The sequence below is a fragment of the Paraglaciecola sp. 20A4 genome, from assembly GCF_011378905.1.
GTDB lineage: Bacteria > Pseudomonadota > Gammaproteobacteria > Enterobacterales > Alteromonadaceae > Paraglaciecola.
Genome location: NZ_WTPY01000025.1, coordinates 21981 through 44808 on the forward strand (window position 1 = coordinate 21981; position 22828 = coordinate 44808).

Annotated in this window: 20 protein-coding genes and 1 other RNA gene; 6 read left to right on the plus strand and 15 right to left on the minus strand. The window is 44.0% G+C overall.

The window, feature by feature from the left end:
• Positions 1-18 precede the first annotated feature (18 nt).
• The 3 genes from GQS54_RS18065 to GQS54_RS18075 are packed head-to-tail and all read right to left on the minus strand — an operon-like array spanning position 19 to position 3189.
• The gene (locus GQS54_RS18065) at positions 19-1230 is read right to left on the minus strand and encodes an FAD-dependent monooxygenase (RefSeq protein ID WP_166425331.1); all 1212 of its coding nucleotides are present in this window, start codon (positions 1228-1230) and stop codon (positions 19-21) included.
• Between the two features lie 41 nt (positions 1231-1271).
• Positions 1272-2606, minus strand: coding sequence for a Xaa-Pro aminopeptidase (gene pepP / locus GQS54_RS18070; protein WP_166425332.1), 1335 nt, complete (start codon positions 2604-2606; stop codon positions 1272-1274).
• Positions 2607-2619: 13 nt separating this feature from the next.
• The gene (locus GQS54_RS18075) at positions 2620-3189 is read right to left on the minus strand and encodes a UPF0149 family protein (protein WP_166425333.1); all 570 of its coding nucleotides are present in this window, start codon (positions 3187-3189) and stop codon (positions 2620-2622) included.
• A gap of 210 nt (positions 3190-3399) precedes the next feature.
• Between GQS54_RS18075 and ssrS the strand changes: the two genes are divergently transcribed.
• The 6 genes from ssrS (at position 3400) to rpiA (ending at position 7557) form a co-directional block, all read left to right on the plus strand.
• A non-coding RNA gene (gene ssrS / locus GQS54_RS18080) (6S RNA) lies at positions 3400-3581 on the plus strand.
• A 184-nt stretch (positions 3582-3765) separates the two neighbouring features.
• The gene (locus GQS54_RS18085; protein WP_166425334.1) at positions 3766-4176 is read left to right on the plus strand and encodes a hypothetical protein; all 411 of its coding nucleotides are present in this window, start codon (positions 3766-3768) and stop codon (positions 4174-4176) included.
• A 94-nt stretch (positions 4177-4270) separates the two neighbouring features.
• The gene (locus tag GQS54_RS18090; protein WP_166425335.1) at positions 4271-5167 is read left to right on the plus strand and encodes a ribokinase; all 897 of its coding nucleotides are present in this window, start codon (positions 4271-4273) and stop codon (positions 5165-5167) included.
• Positions 5168-5188: 21 nt separating this feature from the next.
• A complete protein-coding gene (locus tag GQS54_RS18095; protein WP_166425336.1) occupies positions 5189-6124 on the plus strand; it encodes a nucleoside hydrolase in 936 nt (311 codons plus the stop codon).
• Between the two features lie 94 nt (positions 6125-6218).
• Positions 6219-6815, plus strand: a complete 597-nt coding sequence (locus GQS54_RS18100) for a 5-formyltetrahydrofolate cyclo-ligase (RefSeq protein WP_166425337.1) — start codon at positions 6219-6221, stop codon at positions 6813-6815.
• A gap of 85 nt (positions 6816-6900) precedes the next feature.
• Positions 6901-7557 (plus strand): ribose-5-phosphate isomerase RpiA, encoded by a 657-nt coding sequence (rpiA, locus tag GQS54_RS18105; protein ID WP_166425338.1) that lies wholly within the window; start codon positions 6901-6903, stop codon positions 7555-7557.
• 190 nt (positions 7558-7747) lie between these two features.
• Here rpiA and mutT read toward each other — a convergent pair whose 3' ends face one another.
• From mutT to murD, 12 genes are all read right to left on the minus strand, one after another.
• Positions 7748-8143, minus strand: a complete 396-nt coding sequence (mutT, locus tag GQS54_RS18110; protein ID WP_166425339.1) for an 8-oxo-dGTP diphosphatase MutT — start codon at positions 8141-8143, stop codon at positions 7748-7750.
• Between the two features lie 96 nt (positions 8144-8239).
• A complete protein-coding gene (gene secA, locus GQS54_RS18115; RefSeq protein ID WP_166425340.1) occupies positions 8240-10972 on the minus strand; it encodes a preprotein translocase subunit SecA in 2733 nt (910 codons plus the stop codon).
• A gap of 172 nt (positions 10973-11144) precedes the next feature.
• A complete protein-coding gene (locus tag GQS54_RS18120; RefSeq protein ID WP_166425341.1) occupies positions 11145-12044 on the minus strand; it encodes a M23 family metallopeptidase in 900 nt (299 codons plus the stop codon).
• Between the two features lie 135 nt (positions 12045-12179).
• Entirely contained in the window at positions 12180-13094 is a 915-nt protein-coding gene (lpxC, locus tag GQS54_RS18125) for a UDP-3-O-acyl-N-acetylglucosamine deacetylase (RefSeq protein WP_166425342.1), read from the minus strand.
• A gap of 176 nt (positions 13095-13270) precedes the next feature.
• A complete protein-coding gene (gene ftsZ, locus GQS54_RS18130; RefSeq protein WP_166425343.1) occupies positions 13271-14443 on the minus strand; it encodes a cell division protein FtsZ in 1173 nt (390 codons plus the stop codon).
• Positions 14444-14528: 85 nt separating this feature from the next.
• Positions 14529-15758, minus strand: a complete 1230-nt coding sequence (ftsA, locus tag GQS54_RS18135) for a cell division protein FtsA (RefSeq protein WP_158771168.1) — start codon at positions 15756-15758, stop codon at positions 14529-14531.
• A gap of 21 nt (positions 15759-15779) precedes the next feature.
• The gene (locus tag GQS54_RS18140) at positions 15780-16541 is read right to left on the minus strand and encodes a cell division protein FtsQ/DivIB (protein ID WP_166425344.1); all 762 of its coding nucleotides are present in this window, start codon (positions 16539-16541) and stop codon (positions 15780-15782) included.
• A 5-nt stretch (positions 16542-16546) separates the two neighbouring features.
• On the minus strand, positions 16547-17497 hold the full coding sequence (locus tag GQS54_RS18145; RefSeq protein WP_166425345.1) for a D-alanine--D-alanine ligase: 951 nt from the start codon (positions 17495-17497) through the stop codon (positions 16547-16549).
• Positions 17494-18948, minus strand: coding sequence for a UDP-N-acetylmuramate--L-alanine ligase (murC, locus tag GQS54_RS18150; protein WP_166425346.1), 1455 nt, complete (start codon positions 18946-18948; stop codon positions 17494-17496). The genes GQS54_RS18145 and murC overlap by 4 nt, the downstream gene beginning before the upstream one ends.
• Positions 18945-20099, minus strand: coding sequence for an undecaprenyldiphospho-muramoylpentapeptide beta-N-acetylglucosaminyltransferase (gene murG / locus GQS54_RS18155; RefSeq protein WP_166425347.1), 1155 nt, complete (start codon positions 20097-20099; stop codon positions 18945-18947). The genes murC and murG overlap by 4 nt, the downstream gene beginning before the upstream one ends.
• The gene (gene ftsW, locus GQS54_RS18160; protein ID WP_166425348.1) at positions 20092-21501 is read right to left on the minus strand and encodes a cell division protein FtsW; all 1410 of its coding nucleotides are present in this window, start codon (positions 21499-21501) and stop codon (positions 20092-20094) included. The genes murG and ftsW overlap by 8 nt, the downstream gene beginning before the upstream one ends.
• Positions 21498-22826 carry a UDP-N-acetylmuramoyl-L-alanine--D-glutamate ligase gene (gene murD / locus GQS54_RS18165; protein WP_166425349.1) on the minus strand — a complete coding sequence of 443 codons (1329 nt, stop codon included), beginning with the start codon at positions 22824-22826 and terminating at the stop codon, positions 21498-21500. Before murD ends, ftsW begins: the two co-directional genes overlap by 4 nt.
• Positions 22827-22828: the final 2 nt, after the last annotated feature.

Genomic DNA, 22828 nt, shown 5'->3' on the forward strand with positions numbered 1-22828 from the left:
TTGCCGAGTAATCCCAGTTTATTGCTTATTCATCGCTAAAGCAGGAAGCTCGCCACGTAAACCAATCGCGTGACGCACAATATTTTGTTTCGCCTTGGGTAAGTTATTCATTGCCGATAAGCCGATATCTCGAACGAGCTTTTGCAAGGGGTTAGCGCCGTCAAATAAGCGCTTAAACGATTCCATTGTGGCAATCATTTTTACAGCTTCCGTTTTACGCCAGCGCTCATAAGGACGTAAGTTTTTAGCTAGACCTATGTCTTTACCCTGCTGTGAAATTTTAATAATTTGCTCAGCCAAAGCCACTGCATCCATAATACCAAGGTTTGCGCCTTGGCCTGCTAGTGGATGAATAGTATGTGCAGCATCACCAACCAGAGCGACTCGATCCGTCACCCACTGCCTAGCGTAGCGCATTTTAAGCGGGAAGCTCTGACGCTCGCTAACAACTTCACATATGCCCAATCGCATATCAAATGTTGCCATTAGTGCTTTAGCAAAGGCTTCGTTATCTAAGCTCATCAACTGCTTAGCCATTGGTTCTTGCTGAGACCAAACGATGGAACAATGATGCTCATCCCACAAGGGTAAAAACGCAAGAGGTCCATGAGCCGTAAACACTTGACGTGCGGTATTTTCATGAGGGAACTGAGTTTTGATAGTTGCAACAATCGAGTGATGCTCGTAGTCCCAAAATGTGAGGGGTAGATTAGCGTTTTGACGTACCATCGAATTGGCGCCGTCTGCTCCTACTACAAGGCGCGCACTGAGCATAGTGTCATCATCTAACGTAAGGAAGCTCTCTTGCTGGCCAAACACCATCTTGCTGACTTTGTTAGGCGCAATAAGGGTAATGTTGGCACTTTGCTGGGCGCGTAACCATAATGCACGACATAAATTCTGATTTTCGACTACATGACCTAAATAGGGCTGGCGAACATCGTCATGAGAAAAGCCTATAGCGGCAAAACTGTCTTGGTCCCATACTGACATATGTTGATAAGCACATAAACGAGCTTGATCAATAAGTTGCCACACACCTAATTTTTGCATAACCGTTTGCGTAGCAAGGGTGAAGGTACTTACGCGCAACTGGGGCGTAACACCCAATGGCTTATCACCGACTTGAGCGTCAATAACCGCAACAGTAAGTTCACTGGTAGCTAACGTTAGGGCTACGGTTAAACCGACAACACCACCACCGATGACAACCACATCATAACTTTGCATCAATTGCTGTCCTATTTAGGGTTTCGTTTCATTGCGTACACTTACGACTCGAGATTGCTTTGCTTCATGAGCGCTTCTATTTGCTCAATTTCTTTTGGTACACCGAGGGTCAGCACTTCGTGCCCTTCTGCAGTCACTAGCAGGTTATCTTCTATTCGAATACCGATACCTCGCCACCGTTTTGCGACTGGCGCATCATGGGCGATATAAATACCGGGCTCTATAGTTAATACCATACCTGGCGCTAATGGCCGATCTCGCCCGTCAATTTTGTAATTACCCACGTCGTGCACATCAAGCCCTAACCAGTGGCTTACGCCATGCATAAAAAAGGCTTTATAGTGCTGATGTTCGATATTCTCTGCAACACTGCCTTGAAGCAACCCTAATTCGAGTAACCCAGTAGTTATTACCTCAATCACCACTCGGTTTGCTTTAGACAGAGAACTATTAGGCTCGATGCAATCAAAGGCAGCTTTTTGTGCATCAAGTACTAACTGATACAATTCACGTTGCTCAGCTGAAAATGCGCCTGATACAGGAAAAGTACGGCTGATATCAGCCGCATAGCCTTGTAATTCGCATCCGGCATCAATTAATACAAGATCGCCCGCTTTTAGTTCATCGGAGTTTTCGGTGTAGTGCAAAATACAGGCGTTATCACCACAGCCAACAATAGTACTATAAGCAGGATGCTTTGCGCCTTGCATGGCAAACTCATGATGTAACACGGCCTCTAATTGATATTCAAATCGCCCAGCCTGAGAAAACTGCATAGCTTTTATATGAGCTTGAGCGCTTATTTCAGCTGCCCTGCGCATAATATTGACTTCATAAGTAGACTTAAACAAACGCATTTCATCTAGTATCACACGGCTGTCGACCAGGCTTGCAGGGGCTCTTTGGCTCTGCTTAGGTGCGCTGCGAAGCTGCGCTAAACAATCTAATATCCGTTCTTCGCTCTCGGGATATTCATGCAGGGCAAAATAGAGTTGATCATGACCATCGATTAATTCAAACAATCTTTCGTCTAAGTCTTCAATATCAAAGACAATATCAAAGCCAAACTGACGTTTCGCCACACGAGGACCAATACGACGTCCTTGCCACATCTCAACACTCGGGTCTTTGCCCTGACAAAACAATACGCACAAGCCTGAGCGATATTCAGCAGAATTAGATAAAATTAACCATGCGTCGGGTTCGGGAAAGCCACAGAGATAATGAAAATAACTGTCTTGGCGAAAGGAGAATTCTGTGTCTCTACTGCGCGTCAATAACGTTGCACTTGGCACAATACAAATACTGTTGCTTTGCATTTTGCTCAGCAACTGTCGGCGCCGCTCAATGAATTCGTTTTTATTAAAATTTAGCATGCCAATAAGTTACTTAATGAACCGTTTTGGGCTGGCTTTGTTGCTCTTCAGGCGATTTGCCTAATTCGTTGAAACACAGCATCGCACTCACACGCACATATTCAACCACTTCGAATAATGCCTGCTCAAACTCCTCTCCTTCGGCCATTTGTTCATCCATACGCGCAATGTCAGCAAAATCTTCGAGGGCTTCTTTTACATCATCAGAGCAATTCGTCAGATCGTCTTGATGTAAACCAAAACCAAGCATAAATCCTTGGACCCATTCGAGTAGGGCTTGCCCACGTTCATTAATAGGTGCGGCATCATCTGGCAAACACAGAGCGAACGAGAAATCGCTTTCAAGCAGCTGCTGACAAGTTTCGTTATATAACTCAGTCAACAACTCCACAATTTCTTTTGTTAGGGGCTCACTTTGATTAACAAAATCTGCCACCGCGTCAACCCAATCTTGCGATTCTAGAGGCATTCCTCCCCCCAACATGCCGCAAAACAGTCCTTGAATTTCAGCTGCACTAGCTAAAATATTATCGCGCTGCAGTGCGGCCGTTATCTGTTCGTAATTTTGTTGTTGAGTATTCAAAGCAGTATCCCGTATTGTTAATGCTTAATTCTATCACTATGGTTAAATTAGGTCATGCCCAGCACATGAGTAATTTGCCAGTATGTAAAATGAAATTGGAACATTGCCCCCAGAACATACTATAATGGCGCCGAATTCGCGGTTGGGACTATGCAAGCATAAGAACAACCGGTTTTCGTACAAAACATGTGCAACATTGTGCATGTACTATGTCTCCTGGAATGTTTGCCAGTTCAGTAATGTCCCTGGCCGATGCTTTTTACCTAGGAAGTTGATTCCATCGCTATTGCGCAAGCTCGGCTCGTATCGAGACGCCTACGGCAATGATGATACTTCCGCCCTGAACTTTCGGTTCACGGGCGTACACCGAACAGCGGCATTTCGGGAGACACCAATCTTACATATACCCAAGTGACTTCGAAATAACGGATTAAGGGTTGCTTGTGCGGCCAAACACGACTGTTAGAAGTTATTTGGGTATATGATAACAATGAAATTTTTATTTTCATTGTTCTACTGCATTTTTACTTCAAGGATGAAAAATATGCACTTCAAGCACATTTACAAGTGGCCTAAATGAATCAAGAAGCAATAATACGCCAACGCGGCGCCATTATCGTAGATGCGCTTAATGACGTGGTGAAATGGAAATACGATGACTTCAATCGCGCATTATTGGCTGAGTTTTCAGCTGATAAAGCTCAGCAGGTCAATGCGATTGTGCTCCAACATTTTCCTGTCGAATGGGACGTGACTAACGTCAAGCAAGCTCCGAATTTAATGAAACACTTAGCCGGTAAATACGCCCGTTTAAGCAAAAAACAGAAACTATATTATCCTCAGCAAGATGAGCGCCCTGACGTTATGCTTGCTTGGTGGCCTTGGGGGCACGGGGCAACCGTCTCGATCAGATTATTTATAGTCAACCAAGAACCATTTGTTTCAAAAAAATCTCTACTGAAACGAATTTTCCCTTTTTTGAATTGAAAAAGAGCTAAATCTTGTTACTTATATGGGACATATATATAGTTTCTCGGTTAGAATAATCCCAAAATGATATAAACTTTCGGAATTACTCTATATGGCCGTTATTAATTTTGGTTCTATCAATGTGGACCATGTTTATCAGGTTGAGCACTTCGTGCAACCTGGTGAAACCTTAGCCTCAACCCATTATCAATGTTTATTGGGTGGCAAAGGTGCGAACCAATCTATCGCCCTTGCTAAAGCCGGTGCAGATGTACGCCACGTGGGTCGCATCAATGAATCTGACGCCAATTTCAAACAAATCATGATCAAGCACAATATTAATTGTAAATTTGTAGCTTGCACCGAAAGCCCTTCCGGACATGCCATTATTCAAGTCACGCCATCTGGTGAAAATGCCATTGTGTTATTTGGTGGTGCCAACCATGAAATTACATCCAAAGAAGTAATGGCGGCTCTGGATGACGTAAAATCCAGCGATTGGGTATTAACGCAGAATGAGACGAGCGCCATTGATGAAGTACTCAAGCAAGCTAAAGAAAAAGGTCTCAAAGTTGCGTTCAATCCGGCCCCAATGACAGAGTCAGTTAAGCAACTGCCAGTTGAGTGTATTGACCTTTTGATCGTCAACGAAGTTGAAGCACAAGAAATTTCCGGCCATAGCGACTTAGACAGTATGGCGCAATATTTTAGCGCTAACTGGCCAAAGAGTGAGATCATTATCACATTAGGTAAAGCTGGAGTGTGTATGCTCAAAAACGATCGCAGAATTGAAGTAGATGCATTTGTAGTGGATGCTGTTGATACCACAGCGGCAGGTGATACCTTTATTGGTTTTTTCTTATCGGCTTACAGTCAGCACACAGATGCAAAAACTGCGCTTACCCGGGCTTGTGCTGCATCGGCACTTGCCGTTACTCAAGTGGGCGCAGCCCAATCTATTCCAGATGAAGAACAAGTAAATCGTTTTCTTGCTAAACATAATTGTTAACCCATATTCAAAGAGGACTCTATGAGCCATAAAATTATTCTAGATACCGATCCGGGAATCGACGATGCAATGGCGATTTTTTTCGCCTTTCAATCTCCAGATATTGACGTACTCGGCCTTACTACCGTTTACGGAAACGTGCCCGTTGAGATGGCAGCACAAAATGCTCTTACCTTATGCGAAATGGCAGGTGTAGACATTCCAGTATGTAAGGGTGTTGGTATGCCTTGGGTTGGACCACAATCTAAATACGCGCACTTTGTACATGGTGAAGATGGCTTTGGTAATATTTGCCCTGAGCCTTCAAAACGCAAGTTAGATCCTCGCTCGTCAGCACAATTTATTGTTGAGATGGCTCGTCAGTACCCTGGTGAAATTACCGTGGTTGCGATTGGTCCGTTGGGTAACCTAGCGTTGGCACTGCGCCTTGAACCTGAGTTGCCTAAGTTGCTAAAAGGCGTTTCAATTATGGGCGGCGCGGCATTTGTACCAGGTAATGTTACCCCAGTAGCTGAAGCAAATATCTGGAACGATGCCTATGCAGCTGAAATTGTTTTCGGAGCAGATTGGGACCTAACGATGTTTGGACTAGATGTGACAATGACGGTCCCCTTTGAACCTGCATTTTTAGAAGCTTTACGCGATAACAATGCAAAATTAGGAGGCTTTGTTCACGATGCGGCTCAGTTCTATATGGACTTTTACTCACAAAATCGTGAAGAGCGAGTGTGTTTTTTCCATGACGCGATGCCTATTGCCCATCTTGTTGATCCAAGTTTGTTTGAAATTGTCCGAGGCAACGCTAGGGTATCAACGGATCCACTAAATATTGGCCAAACGTCAATCGCGCCCAAAAATACCACCGCCAGCCCAGATTGGCTTGAAGCACAAGAGATTGATGTTGCAGTTAAAGTCGATAAAGAAAAGCTCACCCAATTATACATTGATACCTATTAAATTACGGTAGATGTAGATATGCCGATAGCGCGACAGATTACCTGTTCGATATCGGTATTATCTCAATCAAGTTAAAAACATATCGAAAATGACTATGCATACACCTGAAACACGGCAAACTCTACGTCAACATTTTCGTCAAAAGCGCAACAACTTGTCTGACGAGCAGCAGAAGCGCGCCAGCCATGAACTATTGTCCCAATGTCGAGTGACCGAACAATATCAGGTGGCAAAGAATATCGCCTGTTATTTGGCTCAAGACGGTGAGATTTCAATGCGATCTGTGATCGAAGATGCCTGGTCTCAAGGGAAAATAGTCTGCTTACCCGTACTGCATCCATTTTCTGAGGGTCAACTTCTATTCTTGCGCTACCATAAAAACAGCCCAATGAAAGCGAACAAATTTGGCATTGATGAGCCGCAGCTGAGGGTAACTGATATCGTCCCACTGCCCAAAATAGATGTACTTTTTGCGCCTTTAGTTGCCTTCGATCTCCAGGGGCAGCGTTTGGGTATGGGAGGAGGATTTTATGATCGCACTTTAGTACCCGTTGCTCGAGATAAGCTTACCACTAAGGTATACGGTGTGGCTCATGATTGTCAGAAAGTAAAAAATGGTATAAAAAGTGACAAATGGGATATTCCCATGCAACAAATTATGACCCCTTCAAGAATCTATGTAACGCCTTGAAGCGAAGATAATTCTTACGCCAAATGTATATTTTACTTTCACCTTGGGTATACTTTGTTTATCAACAGAATGAATGACGAATTCCATGAACCAAGATGATAAAAAGAAAGCTGCAGCTCAAGCCGCTATCCGATATGTCGAGCAAGACTCAATCGTTGGCGTAGGCACGGGCTCAACGGTTAATTATTTTATAGAGGCATTAGCATCAGTTAAAAACACGATTCAAGGGGCTGTTTCAAGCTCAGAGGCTTCAACTAAACGATTAGAAGCATTGGGTATTGAAGTGTTTGATCTGAACTCCGTAGATCAATTATCGGTATACGTAGATGGCGCAGACGAAATAACGGAACATCGCCATATGATTAAAGGTGGCGGCGCGGCATTAACCCGTGAAAAAATTGTTTCTGCAGTGGCCAAGAAATTTGTTTGTATCATTGATGATACAAAAAATGTTCCTATTTTAGGGGCGTTTCCACTCCCCGTAGAAGTGATACCAATGGCCCGCTCATACGTCGCACGGGAAATCGTTAAACTTGGCGGAGATCCCGTTTATCGCCAGGGAGTGGTAACCGACAACGGGAATGTATTGCTTGATGTATTCAATCTCAAGATATTAAACCCAGTAGAATTAGAACGAGACCTAAATAATATCGTCGGCGTGGTGACCAATGGCCTTTTCGCTATGCGCGGCGCTGACGTAGTGCTAACAGGTACTGAATCCGGCGTGCAAGTAAGCGAATAAAAAAACTACCTTATTCGAGTAATATTATTTATGTAAACCGCCTTGAATGGCGGTTTTTTCGCCCAAGAATATGTCACCCTAAACACCAAACCCTTGCACACTGCCTTACTCGACTCTCTATTTGTAGAACGTAATCGTGTAAATTCATTTAAATTTTATAAAAATTCGCCTGCGATTCACCGTATATGCATTAACTTAAACTGTCAGTTTGCAATTTACTGACAATATCCGCATTAGCGGCGGGGAAAGCGTAATCACTTAACTGGGGAATACTAACCCAGCAGCTAATTTGGCCCTCTAGGTGCTGTGGCTCGCCCTTGAACCCCTCAACTAGCTGAATATGTAGGCGAACACGCTTGTCACCATAATCGTGCTCAATCAGCATATAATCCCGTAACGCGATGACATCAATGCCAACTTCCTCTTGTAACTCTCGCGTTAATGCTTGAGCCGGTGTTTCGCCAAGTTCGATCTTGCCCCCAGGAAATTCCCATTTGCCCCCTTGGTGTAAATCTTCGGAACGTTTGCTGATATAAATAGTTTGTTCTCGCTTAATGACCCCTACTGCTACGTCGACCACTTTCATTGAAGCACCTTATATTTTACCCAAAAAAAACGGGCTAATTCTATTCGAAATAACCCGCCTTTAGTAACACTTGGCACGAATGCCCTTAGCGTTTTGTTAGTTTAGTTTACCGTGACATTGCTTATACTTTTGACCTGAACCGCAAGGACAAGGATCGTTGCGACCTACCTTAGGTCCTTCACGCAATGCGTTACCAGAGCGCGCCGGAGGCGCTGTTTGCTCTGGTGCTGACTCAGGAACTTGTGTGGCACTTGCGGCTTCATGTTCATACTGTTTGGGTTGTTCATCAGCTTGTCTTCGTTGCTCTTCAACTGCCTCAACGTCAGACTCGGCCTTCACTTGCACTTTACTTAACACGGTCACAACTTCTACTTTTAATGCTTCGAGCATTTCAGTGAATAATTCAAATGACTCACGCTTGTATTCTTGCTTAGGATTCTTTTGTGCATAACCACGTAGATGAATACCTTGACGAAGGTGATCCATCGCCGCCAAGTGTTCTTTCCAATGACTATCTAAGTTTTGTAGCATAACCGCTTTTTCAAATTGACGAAGTACGTCAGCACCAACCACCTCTTCTTTAGCTTTATAGCTGGCGTTTACTTCATCTAAGATACGTTCACGAATTTTTTCTTCAAATAATTTGTCATCTTCGTCAATCCATTTTTGCAGCGGTATATCTAATAAAAACTCACTTTTGAAATGCCCTTCAAGACCACTTACGTCCCACATTTCACTAAGTGATTGAGGCGGAATATATTGATCGATAATACTATTAACCACGTCCACACGAATGGCATCGATAGTGGCGCTAATCTCACCTTCGTCGAGTAGTTCGTTACGTTGTTCGTAAATAACTTTACGCTGATCGTTAGCGACATCATCAAATTCAAGAAGTTGTTTACGCATATCGAAGTTGCGGCCTTCGACTTTACGTTGGGCATTTTCGATAGCCCGGGTAACCCAAGGATGCTCAATCGCTTCCCCACGCTCCATACCCAAACGCTTCATCATGTTGCCCATTTTTTCAGAGGCAAATATGCGCATTAAGGCATCATCTAGTGATAAATAGAAGCGTGAAGAACCCGCATCCCCCTGACGGCCTGAACGACCTCGTAATTGATTATCAATACGACGAGACTCATGGCGTTCCGTACCAATTATATGCAAACCACCTGACTCGATAACAGCATCATGGTCTTTCTGCCACTGCTCTTTGATCTTTTCGATGGTGCCCGGTTTAGGATCGTGAATACCTTCAACGGCAACTTGCCAGTTTCCGCCAAGAACAATATCAGTACCCCGACCGGCCATATTGGTGGCGATGGTCACTGCACCAGGTTTACCGGCTTGGGCAACAATATCAGCTTCTTGCTCGTGGAATTTAGCATTAAGGACCTTGTGAGGAATTTTAGCCTTTTTCAGAATATCTGATATCAACTCTGAATTTTCAATTGAAACTGTACCCACAAGTGTCGGTTGACCGCGTTTAACACAGTCCTTGATGTCTTCGACAATCGCTTCGTATTTTTCTTGGGCGGTGAGGTAAATCAAATCCGCCTTATCTTTACGCACCATTGGTTTGTTAGTAGGAATAACAACCGTATCTAAGCCGTAAATACTTTGAAATTCAAACGCCTCAGTATCAGCGGTACCTGTCATACCGGCTAATTTGTCGTATAAACGGAAGTAATTTTGGAATGTGATCGAAGCGAGTGTTTGGTTCTCGTTTTGGATATTCACTTCTTCTTTTGCTTCAACCGCTTGATGCAAACCTTCAGACCAACGACGACCTTCCATTGTACGGCCGGTATGCTCATCAACGATAACCACATCGTCGCCTTTGACGATGTAATCCACATCTCGGCTGAATAACTTGTGCGCACGTAGAGCGGCATTAACATGATGCAGCAATGAAATATTTGCCGCTGCAAAAAGTGACTCATTTTCGTCTAAAATACCACTGGACTTTAAAATTTCTTCGACGTGGATTTGACCTTTTTCGGTCAAATGAACCTGCTTACCTTTTTCATCAATAGTGTAATCGCCGTCACCATTATTACCCTCTTCATCTTCTTTATCTTGTAGTTCGAGCTGAGGAATAATGGTATTTATCTTGCGATAGAGTTCAGAACTATCTTCTGCTTGGCCAGATATAATCAGGGGGGTTCTAGCTTCATCAATTAAGATTGAATCCACTTCATCGATAATCGCATAATGAAGTTCACGCTGTACTCGATCATTTGGACTAAACGCCATATTGTCACGCAAGTAATCAAAGCCGAACTCGTTGTTTGTACCGTAAGTAATATCAGCTGCGTAGGCTTCTTTCTTCTGGGCGTGGTTCATGCCTGGAATATTACAACCGACCGTTAAACCCAAAAATTCAAACAAAGGACGGCTGCCTTCTGCATCACGACTCGCCAAATAGTCATTGACGGTAATAATGTGTACACCTTTTCCGCTTAATGCATTTAAGTAAGCAGGTAACGTCGAGGTCAGTGTTTTACCCTCACCGGTGCGCATTTCAGCAATTTGACCAGTATGTAAAACTTGCCCGCCCAGCATCTGAACATCAAAGTGACGCATGGAAAAAACACGTTTACTGGCTTCACGAACAACGGCAAAGGCTTCAGGCAACAAAGTATCTGTGCTTTCACCGTCTTGCAAACGTTTTTGGAATTCACCTGTTTTAGCTTTAAGTTGCTCATCACTAAGCGCCTCAAACTCGGTTTCTACCTGGTTAACTTGCTCAGTAATTTTATTTAATTTTTTTAAAGTTCGGTCATTACGGCTACCAAAAACCTTGGTCAGAATACTCGAAAACATGGATTTACAGCTTCCAATCTAATAAATGAATGATATTACTGCCGGCGATGGCGTAAAAATCATAACTAAAATAAAACAAACGGCTCCAATGAGCTGATTGCCAATAATTAACGAAAAATTTCGTTGGACGACAACAAACAAACTGTCCCTGCGTTAGCTAGTGATCGAATAGCTAATCGCGATATACAAATGGCAACGGATCTTGTGGTTGCCCTTTATTAATGACTTCATAATGTACATGAGGACCCGTCGATCGACCAGTATTCCCCATTAATGCAATTGATTGGCCTTTGGTTACTACATCACCCATTTTTACATTGAGCGTTTTATTATGCCCGAACCGTGTGACCAATCCATTACCATGGTCAATTTCTACTAAATTACCGTAGCCATATCGCGATGCAGCCCAAGTCACTATACCGGCACCCGTAGCTAAAACAGGCTCACCCTCTGCACCAGCGAAGTCTAAGCCTTTGTGCATGGTTGGCTTCCCTGTAAACGGGTCGGTACGAATACCGTAATAAGATGATAACCAACCTGCTTCAATGGGACGGCCCGCTAAAGCACTTTCTTCAGTTATATGGTGACTCATTAGGATAGATTCAAGCGCACCGAGCTGCTGCTCTTTATTTTCGAGCTCATCGAGCATGATTTCTATGCGCGATACCACATTATATTGACCTAAATCAGTAGACGTCTCGGGAAGCGCAGCGACTTCTTCATCTGCTACAGAGAAACTAAACTCTTTTGGATTTAATTGTGCTTGTTCAACTAACCTAGCCCCTAACGCATTCACTTTGACCAGTCTGCTTTGTGCTTCAGCTAATTTTTGCAACACAATTGCAAGACGTTGTTCTGTGGTATTTTTCAAGTCATCTATTTGGGCTTGCTGCTGATGTAATCCAGATTGTGCCAAAGCCAATCGCGCGAGATTTTCATCTGGTGAATCAGTAGAACGACTAGATATGAGAAAGAGCCCGCATATAACGATAAAGCACGTCAATATCTGGCGCTTAGTCGGCCGATATACATAACGCGATTTTTTACTGCGATACAGTAACGTCAAACTCATTATTGAACAATTCCCCAAGGTTGGGTGCTTAACATCTCTTATGAGGTGCAGTTTAACAAAGGGCTGTGGATAAACAAAATCAATTCGCCTTAACAAAAAATGCCGCTATAAGCGGCATTTTAATAATAATTCAATTTAGTTCGTTAAGATAGGTGATGCGAATCTAATGGGTAACTCTTCACTGTTATCGTAACTAACGAATTCCCAACATGCTTGATTTTGTAGCAAAGCGTTGAGTAATTTATTATTTAGTCCATGGCCTGTTTTATAAGCGACAAGCTCACCAATAATACTGTGCCCACATAAATATAAATCGCCAATTGCATCCAAAATCTTATGCTTAAGGAATTCATCACTATAACGTAATCCTTCGGGATTAAGCACGCGATAGTCATCTAATGCCACAGCATTTGCCATGCTGCCACCTAACGCTAAGTTATTGGCATTCATGTATTCTAAATCTTTCATAAAACCAAATGTGCGAGCACGGCTGACTTCATCCACATATGACGCTGAATCAAAATCTAAAACCATATGCTGACGGGTTTGACTAATTGCCGGGTGATCGAAATCGATTCTAAAATCCACACGGAAGCCATCATGGGGTTTTAACTCTGCCCACTTATCGCCATCTTTTACTTTGATCGCTTTTTTGATCTTTATAAATTGCTTTGGCGCATTTAATTCTTCAATACCCACTGATTGCAGTAAAAAGATAAACGGGCTAGCGCTACCGTCCATTATCGGCAATTCATCGCTATCAACTTCAACAATGATGTTGTCGATACCTAAACCCGCTAAAGCTGAAGCCAAGTGCTCTACGGTGGAGATACTCACACCGTCAGCGTTGGTTATACACGTACATAACATCGTGTCGCCTACTAATTCAGCGCGAGCTGGAATATCCGCATGAGGCTCAAGGTCAACGCGGCGAAATACAATACCTGTATTCGCCGGCGCAGGCCGGAGAGTCATAGTGACCTTGTCACCTTTGTGCAGACCAATCCCTGTCTCTTGAACAGATTGTTTGATAGTACGTTGTTTAATCATTTTATTTCTTGGCTCTAGTTAACCTAATAAAAAGCGGCACGTATTATATAAAATAAAGTGTCTATTGTCAAAATAGTGTCACATTCACTCTTTTCAAGCCATATTCACAATATATTATGTTGTATGGCGTAAAGTGATAAGACTACACATTAGTCTAATAATTCATTGACCGGTTTTTAGTCAGCTTGCTTACGTAAAAACGCAGGAATATCTAAATACTCAAGATCATTACCTGTGTCAGTTCGTTCTTCACTTACTACTGAACGGCTACTTTCGGTTGTCACACTCGCTTGCATATTGTCAGTACCATTGGCTTGAATGCGCACTTCTTGCTGCTCATTTGAAACGCGAGCTGAACTGCGATTTGATACCAATGAAATATCAGGCTTACGTTCTGCACCAATACCGGTAGCAACAACGGTTACTCGCAGTTCATCAGACATATCCATATCAATTACGGTACCCACTACTACGGTAGCGTTTTCAGAAGCAAAGGCTTTAACTGCATTACCCACCGTTTCAAACTCATCAATTGAGAAGTCAGGACCGGCAGTAATATTGACCAAAATTCCGCGAGCGCCAGATAAATCGATATCCTCTAACAGTGGGCAAGCTATTGCTCCCTCTGAAGCTTCCTCAGCACGGTCTTCACCTGAAGCTGAACCACTGCCCATCATTGCAGTGCCCATCTCAGACATAACGGTTTTCACATCGGCGAAATCGACGTTAATTAAACCTGGACGCGTGATCAATTCAGCGATCCCTTGTACAGCGCCGCGTAGAATATCGTTTGCTGCACTGAAAGCTTGTAATAAAGGCGTACCTTTACCCATCACTTTAAGTAATTTCTCATTAGGGATAGTGATGAGTGAGTCAACGTATTTTGATAACTCTTCGATACCTTGCTCAGCAAAATCTGTGCGTTTACGGCCTTCAAATGGAAATGGCTTAGTAACCACAGCAACGGTTAAAATGCCCAACTCTTTGGCTATTTTTGCCACTTCAGGGGCTGCACCAGTACCAGTACCGCCACCCATGCCAGCAGTGATAAACACCATATCTGCGCCTTCTAGCGCTTGGCGAATAGTTTCACGATCTTCTTCTGCAGCTTGACGACCCACATTCGGGTTGGCACCTGCTCCTAAGCCTTTGGTCACACCTGAGCCAATTTGTAACGTCACGTTAGCTGCTGAGCTACGTAAAACTTGTGCATCGGTATTAATTGCGATGAACTCAACGCCCTCAATACAGTGTGCAACCATGTGTTCGATAGCGTTTCCGCCACCACCACCGACACCAATAACTTTGATGACGGCTTCTTCACTATGACTATCCATTAATTCAAACATATTTACTCTCCGGTTTTTTGCGCTAAGACGTGCAAGCAAAATAACTTGCGGCCTATAGTTTTTTTAAGTTTATTTAAAAGCAGGTTTAAAACTCGCCCTTAAACCAACTTTGAATTCGTTCCCAAACGCCTTCTGACGTTTTGCTCTTGGCCGCAGTTTTGGCCTTAATGTGTTCTTTTCCATATTGTAATAACCCTATCGCCGTTGCGAAGGTCGGGTCTTCTACGTACTCAGATAACCCTTTAATAGAAAGAGGTTCACCAACACGTACGGGCATTTGAAAAATTTCTTCAGCGAATTCAATCGCTCCTTCCATTTTGGCGGTGCCGCCTGTCAACACAATACCCGCAGCAATTTGTTCTTCAAAACCGCTGTTACGTATTTCTTTTTGTACTAATTCGAACAACTCTTGGTATCTTGGTTCAATGACTTCTGCCAGTGTATGGCGAGACATCGCTCGAGACGGTCGCCCGCCTACACTGTGGACTTCAATGTTTTCTTCCATGCTGACCATGTCTTTCATTGCACAGGCATAATTGATCTTTATATCTTCTGCATGGCTAATAGGCGTACGGAATATTTTGGCAATATCACTGGTAATTTGATTACCCGCTGCTGGAACCACTGCAGTGTGGCGAATTGCACCATCGGTGTAAATAACGATATCAATTGTACCGCCACCTATATCCACAACACAGACACCTAGTTCTTTTTCATCATCGGTCAATACCGCATAACTAGATGCTAAGGATGAGAAAATAAGTTGATCAGCGGTTAAATCACAGCGCTCGACACACTTGACTAAATTCTTCGCCATATCATCGGCACAGGTAATAATGTGCGCTTGGGCTTCCATACGAACCCCTGACATACCAATTGGGTTTTTAATTCCCTCTTGCACATCAATGGTAAATTCTTGAGGTAACACATGTAGCAATCTTCGCTCCGCGGCAATGGGCACTGAGCGCGCAGCGTGGATCACATTATCAACGTCTTCTTGCGTCACTTCTTTATTATTGATGGGCACCATGCCACTTTCGTTTTGGCACTGAACGTGGCGTCCTGAAATCGACATAAATACTGACGATACTCGACAGTCTGCCATCAACTCCATTTCACTCATGGCGCGCTGAACCGATTGAACAACCATGTTCAAATCGTTCACTCCACCTTTGTCCATACCTTTAGAAGGATGACTACCGACACCAATAACGCTGATCCCACCATCGTCGAGTAACTCGCCGACCACGGCTTTTACCATACTGGTACCAATGTCTAAGCCTACAATTAGCTTTCTATCTGCAACTTTAGACATATTGTGCTGCTCTCACTTTCATTAGCTCTCTTGTGAAGGTTGTTCTGGGGATTTCCATCCCACAGCCAAGCCTGTGTCATAGCGTAAATCAACATAATCTACGGCTTTCTCGTTCTTTTGTAACAGCGGATACAAGTCTATAAAGCGTTGTAACCGAGCAATATATTCGCTTCTACCTAAATTAAGGCTGATCCCATTTACCAGTTTTACATGCCACGCAAAACGGTCACTCAAGCGCACTTCATCAATGCTCATTCCTGCGCTGGCTAACAAAGCTTGCATAGCCGTGTAACCTTCAAGTGCAGTATGCTCATTGCCTTGTGGTCCAAACAAATTAGGCAGCTCTGGTGGAGCCTGATCTGTACTAATGGCGCCTGCAAACGCATCTCCATATTGATTTAAAATTAAATCACTGTTCCAACGGGCGGCTGGCGTTTGCTCCAACACATAAATTTTCAGACTGTTCGGCCATCTTTTACGAATTGATGCTCGATATACCCAAGGCATACTTTCAATATCTTGATGCGCTTGCTCTACATCCAACTCAAAAAAACTGCCCGGTTGAGTACGACGAATCAACCCTTCTATCTGGTCATGGCTAACAAAGTGCAATTCACCTGATAGTGCTATGTCTCGTACGGGCGCCTTTTGCTCATCTTCGGCCCATTCTTTAATAGACCAAGCTCCGTAGACAATACCTATCAGTAACAGCAGTAAAAACACCATCCCGCCGATAAATCGGAAGTTTGTTTGCTCGCTTGCTGTTAGCGCCTTATCAGTCATCAGTATCAGCCAGCTGTTGCCAATACAGCTAACGACAACTGCGCAAAACTTAATCCAGCTTGCTTAGCCGCCAAGGGTACTAAGCTTTTTTCTGTCATACCCGGTACCGTATTCGCTTCAAGTAAATAAAACTTACCCAGCATGTCCTGCATAAAATCTATTCGTCCCCATCCGGCTCCTGCAACTGCATCAAAGGCATCTAAAGCAAGTCTAGCTAAGGTAGTTTCTTGCTCTTGTGACAAACCACTGGGACAGAAATATTCAGTACTATTAGACTGATATTTTGCCTCGTAATCGTAAAAATCTCGTGGTGTTGACATGCTGATTGAAGGTAAGGCTGACCCATTAAGTAGACTAACGGTATACTCTGAACCTTGGATGAATTGTTCCAACAGCACTTTGTCGTCATATTCAAAAGCATGTTGGACCGCAGCGGCGAGTTGTTGCGCATTTGATACTTTGGCCATACCAATGCTCGATCCTTCTTGCGCAGGCTTAACCATAACCAGATTCCCTAAGCGGTCCATTATAGCCTCGCAGCTTGATGCATCAAAGTCTCTTTTATCGGCTATTTCATAATTGGCCGTGGGTAATCCCAAACTCTGCCAGACTTGCTTACTACGAATTTTATCCATGCATAGTGCTGAACCCAGCACACCTGTTCCCGTGTAGGGAATATTTAACTGTTGAAGTGCGCCTTGTAACGAACCATCTTCACCGCCACGACCATGTAACATGATTAAAACGCGGTCGAACTTTTGCTCTACCAATTCGTACAAGTTGCGCTCGGCTGGATCAAATCCATAGGCATTAACGCCTGCGCCAACTAAAGCATCGAGCACTGCCTGACCAGAGCGTAAAGACACTTCACGCTCAGCTGAACGACCACCAAACATCACGGCTACTTTACCAAACTCCGCGACAGGCTTATCGCTTACTAGGTTATCTACATTCATTTAGACCACCCAGTGCGTAATACGTCTTTGTTTAACTTTACGCCTTGCAACTGCTTGGCAATTTGACCGATATTGCCCGCACCTTGCGTCATCAACACATCTTGGTCGGCTAGATTGTCCGCTAACAAGCGCGGTAACTCGTCTTTATCTGCCACATAAATTGGCTCAAGTTGGCCACGTTGGCGGATAGAGCGACAAAGAGACTTACTATCTGCCCCATCGATTTTTTCTTCGCCCGCTGAATACACGTCAAGCAACAACAACACGTCCACTTGGGACAACACGCGAACGAAATCTTCATACAAATCTCGTGTCCGAGAGTAACGATGAGGCTGATACGCCATAACCAAACGTCGGTCAGGCCAATTATTACGTGCAACTGCGATAGTCGCTTCTACTTCAGTAGGGTGATGACCGTAATCATCTACTAACAACACATCTCCGTCGCCAGTGGCAAAATCACCCAGAATTTCAAAACGACGTCCAATACCTGAAAAGCTCCCTAACGCATCTTTGATCGCACTATCGTCAATTCCTTCATCGCTTGCCACTGCAATGGCAGCGAGCGAATTAAGTACGTTATGCTTACCTGGCACGTTAACAGTGATTTGAACATCTTCATGACCACTACGTTTTAAGGTAAATTCACTTTGGTTAAAGGTATGCTTAACATTAATTGCACGCACATCTGCTTTTTCGCTATATCCGTAGGTTAGGTATTTACGCTTAATACGCGGTAATAATTTTTCAATGACGGGATCATCGATACACAACACGGCTAATCCATAGAAAGGTAAGTTGTGCAAAAAATCAATGTAGGTGTCTTGCATCTTCTGAAAGTCACCTTGATAGGTTTCCATGTGATCAGGTTCAATGTTTGTTACGACCGACACCATAGGCTGCAAGTGAACAAAAGACGCGTCACTTTCATCAGCTTCAGCGATAAGATACTGACTTGAGCCCAAACGTGCATTGGTACCTGCACTATTTAACAAGCCACCTATAACAAACGTAGGATCGAGCTTAGCTTGCGCAAAAATTGTCGCAATCAAACTGGTGGTGGTGGTTTTACCGTGGGTTCCCGCGATGGCAATACCGTGTCTGAAGCGCATGAGTTCAGCGAGCATTTCTGCACGGCGAATAACGGGAATACGTTTTTCATTTGCCGCATTAACTTCAGGATTAGCTGGATCAATAGCACTTGATACCACCACAACGTTGGCTTTCTCAACATTACTCGCCTGATGGCCAAAGAAAATTGTCGCCCCAAGACCTGCTAAACGGTCTGTCATCCCATTCGCTTGGCGATCAGAGCCTGATACTTGGTACCCTTCATTGAGTAATACTTCTGCGATTCCTCCCATTCCAGCACCGCCGATACCAACAAAATGAATATTTTTAATACGGCGCATTTCTGGCACATGGTAATGAACTTTATCGGGTGCGATCATTGCGCTTTCTCCGCTAACAACTGGCAGCAATGAGTAACTCGTTGTACTGCATCTAATTTGGCTAATGTACGGGCTTTGTGGCCCACTTCAATTAACATGTTTGGTTTTGCTAGGCAGGCTTCCAGCAAAGGCGTTAACTCGCCATTGACTAATTCGGTTTGCGTAAGCAAATAAGCCGCCCCTTTTTCAACTAATGTTTGAGCATTTTTAGTCTGATGATCATCAACAGCTTGAGGTAGCGGTACGAAAATCGCGGCCACACCTGACGCTGCTACTTCCGCCACGGTTAATGCACCTGCGCGACAAATCACTAAATCTGCCCATTGATAGGCCTTGGGCATATCGTCTACAAATTCGTCAACTGTCCAGTTAACGCTTTGACCCAAGGTTGATTGATACAAGTCAGTTACAGATGCAAAATGCCCTTTACCGGACTGGTGGCGCACATTGATATTTTTTTGTTTAGCTAGCGCTAGAGGGACATTATCGTTTAATGCTTTTGCGCCTAGGCTGCCACCGAGTATCAGTATATTAAGACCCTGCTGTGAGTTATGGGTCACGGCTTGCTCTACTGAAACACTGCGTTTTATAGCAGCGAAACCGGCTCGCACAGGATTGCCTACCCATTGATATTTTTCTTGCTGATTCCCCGCACTATTTGTTAGCTGACGGGCACCCTTTTGAGCTTCAAACGTAGCGTCGAAACCCGTTAGCACTTTGGTTGCTATGCGGGAAAGTAGCTTATTGGTCATACCTGGCACTGCATTTTGCTCGTGCAACACTAGCGGCTTACCCATTAGCCAAGCCGCAACCCCGCCAGGACCGCTAGCAAAGCCGCCCATACCGATAACGACATCGGGATTAATCTGCTTAATTACTCGCCTAGCTTGCATTACCGCTTTGATAATTTTAAATGGGGCAGCCAATAAGCGCAGTAAGCCGTTGCCACGTACACCTGCAATATCGATAAAACTAATATCAAAACCAGCTTTGGGTACCAGTTCAGCCTCCATACGCTCGGCGGTGCCTAACCAATGAATATGCCAATGCTGTTCTCTAAGCGCCTGAGCCACTGCTAACCCTGGGAAAACATGACCACCTGTGCCACCAGCCATAACAAGTAGTGTTTTTGACAGAGCAGAATCAGACATTGTTGTCCTCCTGCTTAGTTTTTTTAGTACGGTTTGTTTTGATATTGGTTTGTGTATCATTTTCGTCAAACATGTCATCAAGATCATCTGCATCGACAACCGCGTATGCCACGTCATCTAACACACTCGACACATCCTTCTTACCAGCGCTATTAGTCGGTCTGTTCTGGGCTGTTGGTTTAGCGGGTTTATTTGGTTTGGATTTTCCCTTACCACCACGATCAAATGCTTGAATACCCTCCACACGCATCTCAAAATCAATGCGTACTAATAGGCCAACTGCAGCTGCCATAATAATTAAACTTGAGCCTCCGTAACTCAACAACGGAAATGTTAAACCTTTAGTAGGTAAAATACCGGCGCTAGCGCCCACGTTAACAGCAGTCTGAAAACTAAACCAAATACCGATTGAATACGCTAGGTATGCGTCAAACGGACGTTCATTTTGCAATGCCTTGTGGCCCATTTTCATCGCTTTTAATACGATGCACAGCATTAATGCTAATACCGTTACCACCCCTGCAAAGCCAAGCTCTTCAGCCAAAATAGCCATAATAAAATCAGTATGGGCTTCAGGAAGGTATTCCAATTTTTGTAAGCTATTCCCCAGGCCCTGTCCAAACACGTTACCGCGACCATAAGCCATAAGCGATTGCGTTAGCTGGTAACCACTGCCGAAAGGATCTGCCCATGGATCTAAAAATGAAGTAATACGCTTCATGCGATATTCTTCAAACATAATCAAAAATGTTACAGCTAAACCGCCAGTGAGCGCTAATCCAAAGAACTGCCATAACTTAGCACCCGCTAAAAATAACAAGCCGATAGTGGTGCACAACATCACAACCACGGTTCCTAAATCAGGTTGCATTAATAGCAATACTGCAAAGGCGAAGAATACAACTAAAGGCTTTATAAACCCTTTAATATTCTCGGTTACTTCTTCGTATCGCCTTACCAGATATCCAGCCAAGTAACAGAAGAAAAATAACTTAGCAGGCTCCGCAGCTTGTATGGTAATGGGCCCGATGACTAACCAACGGGTACTGCCATTCACGCTGCGCCCGATTAACAAAACGGCGATCAGTAAGGCTAAAGCAATGAGTAATAACCAAGCGTTACTCACGCGCCACCATTGCATAGGGATTTGCATCACAGTAAGCGCCGTTCCAATTGCCAACACAATGTAAATACCGTGTCGAATAGCAAAATAAAATGGGTTATCAAATAGCCGCGCCGCAACAGGCATTGAGGCGGATGTGACAATAATTAAGCCAATAGAAAGCAACGATAGCGCTAAAAGGATGAGGCCAACATCATAGGGTCGAACAACAGCTGGCGCAGCGTCATGGCGCTGGGCAAACATGGCGCGAAGCGGCATTGAAAAAGCAGACACGTTCATGACTGTGCCCCTTTTCTATTATGTTTAAGAGCATTGACCGCGACTACAAATAGCTCACCGCGATGCTGATAATTTTTGAACATATCTAAACTGGCACAAGCCGGAGACAACATAACGGTGGCATCTTTGTCCGCTAGTTTGTTGGCCAATTTCACCGCTTCATCTAAGGTGGATACTTGATGACTATTATCTTTTAACTTCGCCAGTGCCGGACCATCTTTACCAATGGTAATTAACTCATTGACTTGTTGTGCAAAGCGCTCACGAAGCGGCTCGAAGTCAGCCCCCTTACCATCACCACCAGCAATCAGAATTAATTTACCTTTGCATGACGGTGCTAAACCATCGATGGCGGCAATTGTGGCGCCCACGTTGGTCGCTTTTGAATCGTTGATCCAGCGAACGCCGTCAATTTTTGCCACGGTCTGGCAACGATGTTCTAAACCAGTAAAGGTTTTAGAGGCTTGCTTAATTGCATCCAGAGGAATACCCGCCAACATAGTCATAGCAGTAGCGGCTTGAATGTTAAGCATATTATGCTCACCCACCAGCAGACATTCTTGGCTATTTAAAAATGCTTTGCCGTCGAGTAAAATTTCACTGTTTTGCTTATCCCAGCTCAAACCCCGCTCGCTGCTACTTAGACCAAACATCACATCAGGATTGATAGTCATTGGCCAAGTCGAAGCATCATCACGATTACATACACTAAAGCGCGCGTCTCGATAAATCCGCAGCTTAGCGCGTTGGTAACTCAGCATATCGCCATGGCGATCTAAATGGTCGTCACTCAAGTTCAACATACACGCTACATGCGGGCGCAAGGTATAAGTCGTTTCCAGTTGAAAGCTTGACAGTTCCAGCACGATAATTTCGCTGTCTTTATCTAATAGCTCAAGAGCAGGGATACCAATATTGCCCCCAAGCAACGCTTTTTTGCCTGCGGCCAGGCACATTTCATAGGCCAAGGTCGCTACGGTAGATTTACCATTTGAACCAGTAACTGCCAATACAGGTTTAGTATTAAACATAGCAAATAATTCAATGTCGCCAATAACCTTAACACCCGCATCAATGGCAGCTCTGATCGCTGGCGTTTTTAAACTTAGACCAGGGCTGACCACCAATATATCTGCTGCACATAAACGTTTAACACTGAGTTCACCTAAAAATACCGGTACATCTAACGTCACGCGCAACTCAACGCGAGTATCCATAGCGCTCACATTTGCTCCTTTGACAGACAAAAACTTCACGCAGGACAAACCGGTCAAACCGAGTCCGACTACTATGATGTTTTTATTTACCAAAGGAGTTGATGCCATTT

Bases quoted from the DNA above. Each gene is read 5' to 3' on its own strand.
- ftsZ (WP_166425343.1), bottom strand. From the start codon at position 14,443: ATGTTTGAATTAATGGATAGTCATAGTGAAGAAGCCGTCATCAAAGTT.
- murD (WP_166425349.1), bottom strand. From the start codon at position 22,826: ATGGCATCAACTCCTTTGGTAAATAAAAACATCATAGTAGTCGGACTC.
- GQS54_RS18085 (WP_166425334.1), top strand. From the start codon at position 3,766: ATGAATCAAGAAGCAATAATACGCCAACGCGGCGCCATTATCGTAGAT.
- ftsW (WP_166425348.1), bottom strand. From the start codon at position 21,501: ATGAACGTGTCTGCTTTTTCAATGCCGCTTCGCGCCATGTTTGCCCAG.
- GQS54_RS18095 (WP_166425336.1), top strand. From the start codon at position 5,189: ATGAGCCATAAAATTATTCTAGATACCGATCCGGGAATCGACGATGCA.
- GQS54_RS18120 (WP_166425341.1), bottom strand. From the start codon at position 12,044: ATGAGTTTGACGTTACTGTATCGCAGTAAAAAATCGCGTTATGTATAT.
- rpiA (WP_166425338.1), top strand. From the start codon at position 6,901: ATGAACCAAGATGATAAAAAGAAAGCTGCAGCTCAAGCCGCTATCCGA.
- ftsA (WP_158771168.1), bottom strand. From the start codon at position 15,758: ATGTCTAAAGTTGCAGATAGAAAGCTAATTGTAGGCTTAGACATTGGT.
- pepP (WP_166425332.1), bottom strand. From the start codon at position 2,606: ATGCTAAATTTTAATAAAAACGAATTCATTGAGCGGCGCCGACAGTTG.
- murC (WP_166425346.1), bottom strand. From the start codon at position 18,948: ATGATCGCACCCGATAAAGTTCATTACCATGTGCCAGAAATGCGCCGT.
- GQS54_RS18145 (WP_166425345.1), bottom strand. From the start codon at position 17,497: ATGAATGTAGATAACCTAGTAAGCGATAAGCCTGTCGCGGAGTTTGGT.
- GQS54_RS18065 (WP_166425331.1), bottom strand. From the start codon at position 1,230: ATGCAAAGTTATGATGTGGTTGTCATCGGTGGTGGTGTTGTCGGTTTA.
- GQS54_RS18090 (WP_166425335.1), top strand. From the start codon at position 4,271: ATGGCCGTTATTAATTTTGGTTCTATCAATGTGGACCATGTTTATCAG.
- mutT (WP_166425339.1), bottom strand. From the start codon at position 8,143: ATGAAAGTGGTCGACGTAGCAGTAGGGGTCATTAAGCGAGAACAAACT.
- GQS54_RS18140 (WP_166425344.1), bottom strand. From the start codon at position 16,541: ATGACTGATAAGGCGCTAACAGCAAGCGAGCAAACAAACTTCCGATTT.
- murG (WP_166425347.1), bottom strand. From the start codon at position 20,099: ATGTCTGATTCTGCTCTGTCAAAAACACTACTTGTTATGGCTGGTGGC.
- secA (WP_166425340.1), bottom strand. From the start codon at position 10,972: ATGTTTTCGAGTATTCTGACCAAGGTTTTTGGTAGCCGTAATGACCGA.
- GQS54_RS18100 (WP_166425337.1), top strand. From the start codon at position 6,219: ATGCATACACCTGAAACACGGCAAACTCTACGTCAACATTTTCGTCAA.
- lpxC (WP_166425342.1), bottom strand. From the start codon at position 13,094: ATGATTAAACAACGTACTATCAAACAATCTGTTCAAGAGACAGGGATT.